Raw genomic sequence first — 13,232 nt, 5'->3', positions numbered from 1 at the left:
GCCGCGCATTCGGAAATCCACCACGCCACCCTCGATTACGCGAAGGGCGGGTTGACCAACATCGACGACCTCGCCCCCGCCTGCCCGAAACACAACCGGATGGTCGGCGACAAACTCGGCCAATACACCACCGGCATCTACCGCGACGGACCCCTCGCGGGACGCTGCTGGTGGCGGCGCAACGCCGCCCCCGGCGCCCCACCCAACCCGAAACGCGTCAACAAACTGCCCGATGTCGGGCCCGACTTCACTGCCGGGCTCGCGAAGGTGCGTGCCGAAATCCACCGGCAACCACCCGACCCACCCGACGCGGGTAAACCGTTGCCGGACAGCAGTACCGGTACCTTCACCGATCCGATCGCCGCGGACCGGAGCTGCCTGGTGGGCTTGGCACCCGGTGACAAGATCCTGCGCACCACCATCGGCACCCCGACCGGCGGCTACGACATCGTCGAGATCATCACCCACGACGACACGTACGAAGACGCCGACACCGTCGTGGCTACCGACCAGTCGTCGATCGAAGCCCACCTGGCCCACCTACTCGCCACCCGCGGACTCTGACCGCTCGCGAAAATCTGCAGCCTTTGATCGCGGAAACCGCGACTAACGGCTACCGATTACTGGCATGGCGGCCGTGCTTCGTGTCCTCCGAATCTGCAGTTTTTCGCGGTGATCGTCGTCCGGTTGACAGCACATGCGCCAGCGCGCAGACTTGTTGCACATCATGCGTACCGTTGCGTATATAGCAACTCGATAACAGTTCGATCCGTCTCAGCGTCGACGACGAATCCTCACACCTTCTCCATGTCCATGCAGTCGCCATATCCATGGACTCGTCTGCCCAGAGAGGTATTCGACGCCGATGAACGCTCATCTCGTCGCCGGCTCGGCCGATGCCGGAGCGGGTCCCGGTGCCGCGCACCTCGATTCCGAGTCGCATGCGCTCATCGCCGGCCGCGTCGTCGGCCGAAGTCTGCCGGCCCCGTTCTACGTCGAGCAGTCATGGTTCGAGCGGGATGTGGAGCAGATCTTCTCCACGCGTTGGCTTTTCGCTGCCGCCGAAGCGGAGATCCCCGACCCCGGCGACTATGTCACCATCAACTTCGGCCGACGGTCGGTGATCATCACCCGCGACGACGGCAACGTGGTCCGCGCGCATCACAACGTCTGCCGCCATCGTGGCGCCCGCCTGATCACCGCGCAGCGCGGCTCCACCGGCACCATCGTCTGCGCCTACCACTCCTGGACCTACGATATGGACGGTCGATTGAGGTTCGCCGACGCCCAGGCGCCCGGCTTCGACAAGAAGTGCTTCTCCTTGCGGCCGGTGGCCGTCCGCACCATCGCCGGTTTGGTCTTCATCTGCCTCGCCGACGACCCGCCCACCGACATCGACGAGGTCGCCGGCATCGTCGAACCGTATCTCGCGCCGCATCACCTCGCGACGGCCAAGGTCGCCAAGCAGACCGATCTCCTCGAGAACGGGAACTGGAAACTGGCCATGGAGAACAACCGCGAGTGCTACCACTGCGACGGACACCCCGAACTGCTCAACGTGTTCTTCCCGACGTGGGGCTACTCCGACGCCGACGCCATCCCGGACCGGCTGCGTCCGGTGACCGACCGCTACCGTGCGGCCACCGCGGACATGGTCGACGTCTGGCAACGCCTCGGGCTCCCCTACGTTCGCATCGCCCAACTCGATTCCCGCCCAACCGGGTTCCACATCGAACGCGAGGCGATGGACCTCGCCGGCGAATCCTTCACCCTCGACGGCAGCGCCGCCTGTACCCGCCCACTGTCCGATGACCTTCCGGACCGACGGCTCGGCCGGCTGTCGATGCACCTGCAACCCAACATGTGGCTGCACATCACCAGCGACCACGCCGTCCTGTTCTCCGTCATCCCCGTCGCGCCGGACCGAACGCTGGTACGCACGACCTGGCTGGTCCACGCCGACGCCGTCGAGGGCGTCGACTACCGCCTCGACCGACTCACCGGCGTCTGGGAGATCACCAACAACCAGGACGCCGACCTCGTCGCGCTGGCTCATCGCGGCATCGCCGACCCCGCCTACCGGCCCGGCCCCTATGGTCCCTCCGAGTTCCAGGTGGAGGCATTCGTCAACTGGTACATCACCACGCTGCGCTCCAATCTCGGTATCGCGCCACCGGTTTCGAGCATGCCGGAGCCGGTATGAGAAGCGATGAGCACCTACTGGTCTGCGTGGACCGCGTCCCGGCCACCCACGACATGACGACCTTCACCTTCCGCACCGTGGAACCCCACACCTTCGTGTTCAACCCCGGCCAGTTCCTCACCATCGGGGTGACCATCGACGATCACACCGTCCAACGCTGCTATAGCATCTCCTCACCTCCTACCCGACCCGACACGCTGTCCATCTCGGTGAAACGCAAGGCTGGCGGCCACGTCTCGAACTGGTTGCACGACAACATGTCCCCCGGTATGACGATGACCGCCAGTGGCCCCCTCGGCCGCTTCAGCTATATCGGTACCGGCGCCGAGCGCTACCTGTTCATCTCGGCCGGGAGCGGCATCACCCCGATCATGTCGATGATCCGCGCCGCCACCGACGACGCCACCACCACCAGCACCGCGACCGATGTCACCGCTGCACGCCGCCCCGACATCGTCTTCATCCACAGTGCCCGCACGCTCGAGGACATCCCGTTCCGTGCCGAACTCGAGCAGCTCTCGGTCGCCCACCCCGGTCTCGACGTGGCGTTCGCACTCACCGCACTGACCGCCGACCACCCCGTCGCACCACCCGGCAGCAACAAACGTCTCGGCGCCGACACGCTGACGCGGCTCTGCCCGGACCTCGCCGACCGTGAGGTCTTCCTCTGCGGCCCAGGACCATTCCGCAGCCGGGTGCGATCAGCGCTCCTCGCCTGCGGCGCGAGCCTCACCCGCATACACGAGGAGAGCTTCGGCTTCGTGCTGCCCACGCCCGATGCCGACAGCGACGGCATCACCGTCGACTTCACCCGCCGCGCCCGCCGCGTACACGTCACCGAGGGCACCACCATCCTGGCCGCCGCCGCAGCTGCCGGAGTGACACTGCCATCCACGTGCGGCATCGGGCTCTGCGGCTCCTGCAAGGTCACCAAGATCTCCGGCGACGTCGTGATGAATCATCAGGGCGGCATCCGCAGCCGCGAGATCGAGCAGGGCCAGATCCTGCTCTGCTGCTCCGAACCCATCAGCCCCGTCGTGATCGACTACTGAGGACGGCAACCATGACCACCGAGCCCCGGCACCCGGACTTCCTCTGGCACAACCCCGATCCCCGCCCCACCTACGACGTCGTCATCGTCGGCGGCGGCGGTCACGGGCTCGCCACCGCGCACTATCTTGCCAAGAACCATGGGATCACCAATGTGGCCGTGCTCGAACGTGGTTGGCTGGCCGGCGGGAACATGGCCCGCAACACCACCCTGATCCGGTCGAACTATCTCTGGGACGAGAGCGCCGGCATCTACGAACACTCCCTCAAACTCTGGGAAGGACTCGAAGACGAACTCGGCTATCCGATCCTGTTCAGTCAGCGCGGCGTCCTCAACCTCGCACACAGCGAGCAGGACGTCCGCGACTCGATCCGGCGCGTGGCGGCCAACCGGCTCAACGGCATCGACGCCGACTGGCTCGACCCGAAGCAGGTCGCCGAGATCTGCCCGATCGTCAACACCTCCACCGACATCCGCTACCCCGTCATGGGCGCCACGTTCCAGCCACGTGGCGGCATCGCCAAACATGATTGGGTCGCCTGGGGATTCGCCCGCAGCGCAAACGAATCGGGCATCGACATCATCCAGAACTGTGAGGTTTTGGGCTTCGAGACGACCGGCGGGACGATCACCGCCGTCAACACCTCCCGGGGCCGCATCGGCGCCGGCACCGTTGCCCTGTGCGCCGCCGGTCACACCTCCACGTTGACCGATCGGCTCGGCTTCGCCCTCCCCCTGCAATCACATCCGCTGCAGGCACTGGTCTCCGAGCTCCTCGAGCCGATCCATCCGACCGTGGTCATGTCCAACGCGGTACACGTCTACGTCTCCCAAGCCCACAAAGGCGAGTTGGTGATGGGCGCCGGGGTCGACTCGTACAACGGCTACGGTCAGCGCGGCGCGTTCCACATCATCGAACGCCAGATGGCCGCCGCCGTCGAGCTGTTCCCGATCTTCGCCCGCGCCCGGCTGCTGCGCACCTGGGGCGGCATCGTCGATGTCACCCCCGATGCGTCCCCCATCCTCGGCGCCACGCCGTACCGCAACCTGTTCGTCAACTGTGGTTGGGGCACCGGCGGATTCAAGGCCACGCCGGGCGTCGGCTGGTGTCTGGCCCACACCATCGCGACCGGCGTACCACACCCGATCAACGCACCGTTCACCATCGACCGATTCACCACCGGCGACCTCATCGACGAACACGGCGCCGCCGCCGTCGCGCACTGACCACAGATACCCAGACCACCAGATACCCAGACCCGGGAGACACCGATGCAGATGATCCCCTGCCCGCACTGCGGGCCACGCGAGGAGACCGAGTTCCACTACGGTGGCGCCGCGGACACCGCCTACCCCGCACATCCGGACACCCTCGACGACGCCACGTGGGCGCGGTACCTGTTCTTCCGGCCCAACCCGAAAGGGCCACTGCCCGAACGATGGTGCCACCGCGCCGGCTGCCGCCGATGGTTCACCATCACCCGCGACACCGTCACGTACCGCTTTCTCTCCGGCCCGGAATCGGGTGAGCACCGATGACCCAGGTACACAACGCGTTTCGCACACGCACCGGCGGACGGATCGACCGCAACCGCCCGATCGACTTCGTCTTCGACGGCCGCACCTACCAGGGCTACGCCGGCGACACCCTTGCGTCGGCCCTGCTGGCCAACGGAATCCGCACCGTCACCGCCAGTACGATCCTCGGCCGCCCGCGCGGCATCACCGGATCGTGGTCCGAGGACGCGACCGCACAGGTCGGCATCGACGCGCCGTATATCGAACCGATGATGCCGGCCACCATGATCGAGCTCTGCCCCGGTCTGATCGCCCACGGCGTGCCCGGCCGGGGCACGCTGTCCACCGACATCGACACCGCGCGTTATGATGCGCTGCACCATCATCCGGACCTCCTGGTCGTCGGGTCCGGTGCCGCCGGTCTGATGGCCGCGCTGATGGCCGCTCGTGCCGGCGTCGCCGTCCTGCTGGTCGACGAGCGACCCGAAGCCGGTGGTGCCGGCCCGTCGGCACCGTGGGTGCGCGACGCGGTCGCCGAACTCGACGGCCACCCGCACGTGACACATCTGTCACGCACCACCGCCTTCGGCGCCTACGACGACGGATTCGTCCTGGCCGTCGAGCGACGCACCGATCACCTCGGGGCGGCGCCCGCGCACGTCTCGCGTCAACGCATCCACCGCATCCGGGCGCGGCACACGATCATCGCCACCGGCGCGCACGAGCGGCCGATCGTGTTCGCCGACAACGATCTTCCCGGTGTGATGCTCGCCGGCTCGGCCGGCGATCATCTCCGCCGCCACGGTGTGCTCGTCGGGCGCACCGCCGTCGTGTTCACCGCAGGCGACTCCGCCTACGGTGAGGCGTTCGCACTGGTCGGGGCCGGTATGCAGATTCGCGCCATCGTCGACGTACGGACGCACGTCTCCGATGACCTGCGTGCGGAGGCGACTCGCCTGGGCATCGAGATCCGCGCCGACGATACCGTCGTCGCCGCGTCCGGCGACGACGAGGTCAGCGGAGTCCGCATCGCCGACGGCAGTATCCTCGACTGCGACACGGTCCTGGTATCGGGCGGCTGGAATCCCGCTGCGCACTTGTGGAGTCAGCTGCGCGGCACCATCGACTTCGACGCCGACGCGGCCGCCTTCGTCCCGACCGGCACACTGCCGAATGTCGACATCGTCGGCGCCGCACGGGGTCTGTTCACCACCGGCGCCTGCCTCACCGACGGTCGGCGCGGCGGGCTGGCCGCCTTACGCTCGCTGGGTGTGAACCCGCCCGAGTATCGGGGCGTGCCCCGCACGACCGATCGCACACCCGCGCCCACCGCCGTCTACTGGCGGGTCCCCGAAGCGGCCGAGCAGGTGTCGTTCGTCGACCTGCAGCGAGATGCGACCGTGGCCGACGTGAGGCGTGCGGTCGGCGCCGGGATGGTCTCGGTCGAACACGTCAAGCGGTACACCACGATCGGCACCGCACACGATCAGGGCAAGACGTCCGGCATCGTGGCGTCGGGTATCGTCGCCGAACTCCTCGGCGTCGACGTCGCCGACACCGGCACCACCACCTTCCGGCCGCCGTACACCCCGGTCTCCTTCGCCGCCCTCGCCGGGCGCAACCGCGGCGAGCTCTACGATCCGGTGCGGCGAACCCCGTTGCACGAGTGGCACGCCGAGTGGGGTGCGATCTTCGAGGACGTGGGGCAGTGGAAGCGTCCCCGCTTCTACCCGCGGGGCGGGGAGGACATGGAGTCGGCCGTGCTCCGCGAATGTGGCGCCGTCCGTGCGGGAGTCGGCATCCTCGACGCCTCCACCCTCGGCGTCATCGACGTCGCCGGCCCCGACGCCGGAGAGTTTCTGGACCGCGTCTACACCAATGTGCTGAGCACCCTCGCGGTCGGCAAGGTGCGCTACGGCGTCCTGTGCGGTGTCGACGGGATGATCATCGACGACGGCACCGTGCTGCGTATCGCCGCCGACCGCTACACCTTGTACACCACCACGGGAAGCGCAGCAACGGTCCTCGATTGGATGGAGGAGTGGCACCAGACCGAATGGCCGCATCTGCGCGTCTTCACCACCTCCCTCACCGATCACGTCGCCACCTTCCCGGTCGTCGGCCCGCGCTCGCGCGACGTGATCGGCGCGGTCTTCGCCGACCTCGACGTGTCCCGCGAGGCGTTCGGCTTCATGCAGTGGCGTGACACCACTTTCGACGGTGCGCCGGTACGGGTCGCGCGCATCAGCTTCTCCGGAGAACTCGCCTTCGAGGTCAACGTCGCCGCGCCATACGCCGACGCGTTGTGGCGCGCCCTCATCGATGCCGGTGCGCCTCACGGCATCACTCCGTACGGCACCGAGGCGATGCACGTCCTGCGCGCGGAGAAGGGCTATCCCATCATCGGGCAGGACACCGACGGCACCGTCACCCCGCACGACCTCGGCATGAGCTGGGTGGTGTCCACGGCCAAGCCCGACTTCATCGGCAAACGCTCCTTTACCCGTGCAGCCCAGCAGAATCCGCAGCGCAAACAACTCGTCGGACTGCTGCCCACCGACGCCACCACCCTGCCCGAGGGCGCGCAGATCATCGCGCACCGCGCCGATCGGTGCCTGCCTCCACCACCGGTACCGATGCTCGGCCACGTCACCTCCAGCTACCGCAGCGCCGAACTCGGCCGGCCGTTCGCGCTGGCACTGGTCAAAGGTGGACGCGCCCTGATCGGCACCCACCTCGACGTCCCCGTCGGCGGCCAGCTCGTCGAAGTCGAGGTCACCACAACCGTTTTCGTCGATCCGGAAGGAGCGCGCCGCGATGGCTGAGCGTCCCCCGGTGCGGAGCACCGAATCCCCTGTCGCCCAGGTCGTCGTGCGCACCGCCGACCCCGAGACCATCAGCCGCCTGGAGCTTCCTGCCGCCTGCCACATCCGCCGCACCGGCGACGAGGTCGCGATCTGGCTGGGACCCGACGAATGGCTGCTGAGCCGGCCCGGCGTCACGGGACCCGACCACCTCGGCGAGATCGTCGCGCGCGCAGGCGAGCCAGATGCCTCCTACTTCCTGGACGCCACCGGCCAACGCACCCGACTGCTGCTCACGGGTTGCCGCGCCGAAACCGTGCTGGCCCACGGCTGCGCCATCGACTTGGCGTCCAAGGCATTCGGGCCCGACGAGACCGCGCAGACACTGATCGCGCAGACCGGGGTGATCCTGCACCGCGTCGACGACGGCTTCGCCCTGTTCGTTCGGTCCTCGTTCACCGGCCACCTCACCCGCTGGCTCGTCGACGCTTCCACGGAGTATTGCACCGGCCCAGCGGCCGCAGCCACCGACAACCCGGAAGGTCGTGTCCCATGACCACACCCAAAGTCGTGATCGTCGGCGCCGGCATCGTCGGCACCTCCCTGGCCGACGAGCTCACCCTCTGCGGCTGGACCGACGTCACCGTCCTCGACCGCGGACCGCTCTTTGCCACCGGCGGATCCACTTCACATGCACCGGGTCTCGTGTTCGCCACCAACCCGTCGAAGACGATGACCGAGCTCGCCTCCTACACCCTCGAGAAGTTCTCGAGCCTCTCGCATCCGGACGGTTGGTGCTTCAACCACGTGGGCGGCCTGGAGGTGGCGACCACCGAAACCCGTTGGGGCGACCTGCATCGTAAAGCCGGCTGGGCCGCATCACGTGGCGTGGAGTACGAACTTCTCGTGCCCGCCCAGTGCGCCGCGCGGTATCCGCTGCTCGACGCCGACCGCATCCTCGGCGGACTGTTCACCCCGCGTGACGGCCTGGCGAAGGCAATACGGGCGGTGGAAGCCCAAGCGGCACGCGCAATGTCGCGGGGCGCGCGGTTCCTGGCCCATCAGGAGGTGATCGACGTCGTCGAGTCCAACGGCGCGGTGCGCGGGGTGCGCACCGCGACCGGTGTCGTCGACGCCGACATCGTGGTGTGCTGTACGGGCTTCTGGGGCAGGGAATTCGGCCGACGCGTCGGCTTGACGATCCCGCTGGTCCCGATGGCCCACCAGTACGCGGTCACCACCCCGCTCGAATCCCGGGCGGGCGCCAATTCTGCACTCGCCGAGGCATCTCTGCCGATCCTGCGCCACCAGGATCACGACCTCTACTATCGCGAGCACGGTGACCGGATCGGCATCGGCTACTACGGGCACCGGCCGATGCCCACCGACCTCAGCGCCCTCGACCACAACACCACCACCTCCGACGCGGACATGCCGTCGAAGTTGATGTTCACCCCCGACGACTTCGCCGAGGCGTGGGAACAGACGATCCGGCTGATCCCCGAACTCGGCGCCGGCAAGGTGGACGACGGTTTCAACGGCATCTTCTCGTTCACCCCCGACGGACATTCGGTGGTCGGCGAACACCGTGACCTCAGCGGATTCTGGGTCGCCGAGGCGGTATGGGTCACCCATTCGGCGGGCATCGCCCGCACCGTCGCCGAGGCCATGGTCGACGGCACCCCATCGGTCGACACCCATGAATTCGATCTGTACCGCTTCGACGACGCCGCACTCGACGACGATTTCATCCGCACCACCAGTTCCCAGTCCTTCGTCGAGGTCTACGACGTCATCCATCCCCACGATCAGCGTGCGGCACCGCGCCGGATCCGCGTCAGCCCCTTCTACCCCAGGGAAGTGGCGCTCGGTGCCGAGTTCTGGGCACCCGGCGTCTGGGAACAGCCGGCCTGGTACGAGACCAACCAGACAGTGCTCGACGAGCTCGTCGCGGCCGGGATGGCGATCCCCCAACGGGATTCGTGGTCGGCGCGTCACTGGTCACCGATCTCGGTGGCCGAGGCGGCACACACCCGTAGCCACGTCGCCCTGTACGACATGACGCCGCTGACCCGCCTCGACGTGACCGGGCCGGGTGCCCTGGACCTGTTGCAGCGGCTGACCACCAACGACCTCGACAAGTCGGTGGCGTCGGTCACCTACACCCTACTGCTCGACGAAATGGGTGGCATCCGTTCGGATCTCACCGTCACACGGCTGGCCGCCGATGCCTTCCGGGTCGGCGCGAACGGACCGCTCGACGTCGACCGGATCACCCGCCACCTGCCGCCCGACGGAGTGACCCTGCGCGACATCACCACCGCGACCTGCGGCGTCGGCCTGTGGGGCCCACTGGCCCGCGAGGTGCTCGCCCCGATCACCCCGACGGATCTGAGCAACGACGGACTCAGATACTTCCGGTGCGCCCAGACCACCGTCGGATCGATCCCGGTGACACTGATGCGTGTCTCCTACGTCGGCGAATCGGGCTGGGAGATCTACACCGACGCCGAGCACGGCCTCGCACTGTGGGACCTGCTCACCGACGCCGGACGCCCGCACCGCATCATCGCGGCGGGCCGAATCGCGTTCAACGCGTTACGCATCGAGAAGGGCTACCGCTCGGCGGGCACCGACCTGACCACCGAATACACCCCGGACGCGGCCGGACTCGGCTTCGCTATCGCAATGACCAAGGGCGACTTCATCGGCAAGAGCGCCCTCACCAGTCGAGACGCTCCGAAACGCCTGCGCACCATCATGTTCGACGACCCCACTGCGGTGGTGCTGGGCAAGGAACCGGTGTCGGTGGGCGCCACCGTGGCCGGCTACGTCACCAGCGCCGCGTGGTCGCCGACGCTGGGCCGTTGCCTCGCCTACGCCTGGCTTCCCGCCGATCTCGACGAGGGCGCCGAGGTCACCGTGGCCTACCAACTCGCCACCTATCGGGCGGCCGTCGCCCCCGACGTCTCGGTCGACCCCTCGATGTCGCGCGTCCGCCGGTGACACCCGGCGGCACCGCGCACGTCCACCGGACCGTGACCGGCTCGGCTAGGGTTGGATCCGTCATGCCCAGCAACGAGAGCGCCCCGCAGACCGGTTCGGTGCAGTCCGTGGACCGGGCCCTGCAGATCCTCGAACTCATCGGCCGACTCGGTTCGGCCGGCGTCACCGAATTGGCCGGCGCACTCGGCGTCCACAAATCGACGGTGTCCCGGATCATCGGCTCGCTGGAGAACCGCGGCTTCGTCGAGCAGGAACCCGCCGGACGCAAGTACCGCATCGGATATGCCATCGTCCGGTTGGCCGGCTCGACGAGCGCGACACTCGACCTGGCCAAGCATGGGCAGGAGATCTGCGAGAAGCTTGCCGCCGACCTCGGTGAGACCACCAATCTGGCCGTCCGCAGTGGCGATCAGGCCGTCAATCTCGTCGAGGCGCAGGGGACGTCGAGTGTGGCGTTGCAGACCTGGGTCGGGCAGACCTCGCCGGCACACGCCACCTCCTCGGGCAAGGTGTTGCTGAGTGCGTTGCCGGACAACGAGGTCCGAGCCCTGTTCGCCGGCGGCCCACCCCGCTACACCGACCACACGATCACCGGGATCGACGCCCTGCTGGCCGATCTCGCCGCGGTCCGCGAACGCGGCTGGGCCCTCGCCGACGAAGAACTCGAGGTCGGGCTGGTGGCGATCGCGGCGCCGATCCGCGATCACACCGGAACGGTGATCTCGGCACTGAGTGTGTCCGGTCCGCGCTACCGGTTCGACCCCGAACGCGCCGACGAGATCGCCGACGCGGTGCGTGGTGCGGCCGCAGAACTCAACGCCCGCTTCGGCTTCACCGGCTGAATCCGTCACTGCTCCGTTGGCGTCTGTTGCCGACCACCGGGGTCGATCCGCCGGTAGGCGCGCAGGGCGTCGGACACCGACGCGAAGATGTGATCGGGACTCAGCTCGCCCAGGATGTGTTCGGTTCCCAGCGTTCGCTGCAATTCCGGGTCGACCCCGACCAGCACGAAATGCGCACCACGCGAGTGGATGTAGCCGATGAGATCGGTCAGGACGGTTGACGCCGAGTAGTCGACGTCACTCATCGCCGAGGCGTCGAGCACGAGCCAGCGCACCGGATCGGGTGCGCGGTTCACCAGCGCCATGACGTCGTCGGCGAACCGGCCGGCGTTGGCGTAGAACAGGTCTGCGTCATACCGGAACACGATCAGGCCCGGCAACGACTGACTGCCCGGAGTGGCCGGCTCGTAGCGCGGATGCCCGTGCAGACCGACACCGAGGACGAAGCGCTCGGGCCGGTACTGTCGACGGACGAGTTCCAGCAGCGACACCACCATCGATGCGACGACTCCCACCTGCACCCCGAATGCCACGACGACGACCACCGTGAGGACGGCGATCCCGAACTCGATCGGCCGGATCCGCCAGATCCGGACGAAGCCGCGCACGTCGATGAGCCGCAGGGCGACGAGGAACACGATCGCGGCGAGTACGGCGTGCGGCAGATCGGCGAGCAACCCGTCGGCGAAGACGACCACCAGCAACGTGATCGCGGCCATCGTCAGATTCGCGACCTGGGTCCGCCCGCGTTGATCGTCGAGGAGCTGCGTCTTGGTGGGGCTGCCGTTGACGACGAAGGTGCCGGAGAACCCGGCCACCAGATTGGCAGCCGACAAGCCGACGACGTCACGATCGACGTCGGCGTTCTGGCCATGGCGCTGGGCGAAGCTGCGTGCGGTTGCGGCACTTTGGGCCAAGATCACCAATGCGCAGCCGCCGGCCACCGTCGCCGCCTTCACGACGTCACCGAATCCCATCGCCGTCGGCCACCCAAAGTCAGGCAGCCCACCGTGCACGGCGCCGACCACCGCGATCTGATCGCCCCAGCCGAAGACCGCCACCGCCGCGATGGAGCCGATCACCACCACCACGGCGACCGGAAACCGCGGCGCCAGACGCCCGCCGAGCACCAGCGCCAATATGGCGGCGGCGGCGAATCCAGCGGTGGCCCAGTTGATGTGGTCGAGATTCGACACGATCGCCCACCACCGTGTCGCGATCGACCCGTCGGTGCCCGGCAGACCGAGCAGCGCCGGGACCTGACCGGTCATGACGGTGATGCCGGTGCCTGCCAGGAATCCGATCAGCACGGCGGTGGACAGGAAGTCGCCGAGGAAGCCGAGCCGGAACACGCGGGCCAGGGCGAGGAGGCCGCCGGTGACGATGGCGATGAGACATGCCCACCGAAGCCACGATTGTGAGCCGGGCACCAGTCCGGCGACGCCGAGTCCGGCGATACCCGATGCCAGCAGGGCCGCCGTCGCGGAGTCCGCGCCGACCACCATCAGCCGCGACGAACCGAGCACCGCGAACACCGCAGCCGGCAGAATGATCGTGTACAGCCCGGCGACCACCGGCACATGCGCAATCGAGCTGTAGCCCATGGATTCCGGGATCGCCACCGCCGCCAGGGTGCATCCGGCGACGAGGTCGGTCCGCAACCACGAACGCCGATAGCCGGCCAGAGCCGGCGGCACCAGACGAGTCAGCACGGACCGCTTCATCACGTCAGGCTAGTGTTCCGCGCCGTTAATTCATTGAATATGTTGTAGGGTTGGGTATGGCACGCACTGGACGCCCAAAAGCCG

Annotated in this window: 9 protein-coding genes and 1 pseudogene; 9 read left to right on the top strand and 1 reads right to left on the bottom strand. The window is 67.8% G+C overall.

The window, feature by feature from the left end; translation table 11 throughout:
• From ACLQ3C_RS21105 to ACLQ3C_RS21065, 9 genes and pseudogenes are all read left to right on the top strand, one after another.
• A pseudogene (locus tag ACLQ3C_RS21105) lies at nt 1-564 on the top strand (HNH endonuclease); the annotation flags it as partial.
• A 301-nt stretch (nt 565-865) separates the two neighbouring features.
• Nucleotides 866-2,203: an aromatic ring-hydroxylating oxygenase subunit alpha gene (locus ACLQ3C_RS21100; protein WP_425707059.1), complete on the top strand. Its 1,338-nt coding sequence runs from the start codon at nt 866-868 to the stop codon at nt 2,201-2,203.
• Nucleotides 2,200-3,255: an FAD-binding oxidoreductase gene (locus ACLQ3C_RS21095; RefSeq protein ID WP_425707058.1), complete on the top strand. Its 1,056-nt coding sequence runs from the start codon at nt 2,200-2,202 to the stop codon at nt 3,253-3,255. The genes ACLQ3C_RS21100 and ACLQ3C_RS21095 overlap by 4 nt, the downstream gene beginning before the upstream one ends.
• Nucleotides 3,256-3,266: 11 nt before the next feature.
• Nucleotides 3,267-4,481: a sarcosine oxidase subunit beta family protein gene (locus ACLQ3C_RS21090; RefSeq protein ID WP_425707057.1), complete on the top strand. Its 1,215-nt coding sequence runs from the start codon at nt 3,267-3,269 to the stop codon at nt 4,479-4,481.
• Nucleotides 4,482-4,526: 45 nt separating this feature from the next.
• Nucleotides 4,527-4,793 carry a sarcosine oxidase subunit delta gene (locus ACLQ3C_RS21085; RefSeq protein WP_425707056.1) on the top strand — a complete coding sequence of 89 codons (267 nt, stop codon included), beginning with the start codon at nt 4,527-4,529 and terminating at the stop codon, nt 4,791-4,793.
• Nucleotides 4,790-7,597: a 2Fe-2S iron-sulfur cluster-binding protein gene (locus ACLQ3C_RS21080; protein WP_425707055.1), complete on the top strand. Its 2,808-nt coding sequence runs from the start codon at nt 4,790-4,792 to the stop codon at nt 7,595-7,597. Before ACLQ3C_RS21085 ends, ACLQ3C_RS21080 begins: the two co-directional genes overlap by 4 nt.
• Nucleotides 7,590-8,132, top strand: coding sequence for a sarcosine oxidase subunit gamma (locus ACLQ3C_RS21075; protein ID WP_425707054.1), 543 nt, complete (start codon nt 7,590-7,592; stop codon nt 8,130-8,132). Before ACLQ3C_RS21080 ends, ACLQ3C_RS21075 begins: the two co-directional genes overlap by 8 nt.
• A complete protein-coding gene (locus ACLQ3C_RS21070) occupies nt 8,129-10,582 on the top strand; it encodes a GcvT family protein (protein WP_425707053.1) in 2,454 nt (817 codons plus the stop codon). The genes ACLQ3C_RS21075 and ACLQ3C_RS21070 overlap by 4 nt, the downstream gene beginning before the upstream one ends.
• 62 nt (nt 10,583-10,644) lie before the next feature.
• Nucleotides 10,645-11,424: an IclR family transcriptional regulator gene (locus tag ACLQ3C_RS21065; protein WP_425707052.1), complete on the top strand. Its 780-nt coding sequence runs from the start codon at nt 10,645-10,647 to the stop codon at nt 11,422-11,424.
• Nucleotides 11,425-11,429: 5 nt separating this feature from the next.
• Here the strand turns inward: ACLQ3C_RS21065 and ACLQ3C_RS21060 are convergent, their stop codons facing one another.
• Entirely contained in the window at nt 11,430-13,148 is a 1,719-nt protein-coding gene (locus tag ACLQ3C_RS21060; protein ID WP_425707051.1) for a SulP family inorganic anion transporter, read from the bottom strand.
• Between the last annotated feature and the right edge of the window lie 84 nt (nt 13,149-13,232).

Origin of the sequence: Gordonia sp. DT30, assembly GCF_049844915.1 — a bacterium.
In the GTDB taxonomy this organism is placed as follows: Bacteria; Actinomycetota; Actinomycetes; order Mycobacteriales; family Mycobacteriaceae; genus Gordonia.
The sequence above is the reverse complement of the archived record's forward strand: the minus strand, read 5'-3'. Positions and strand labels throughout refer to the sequence as shown.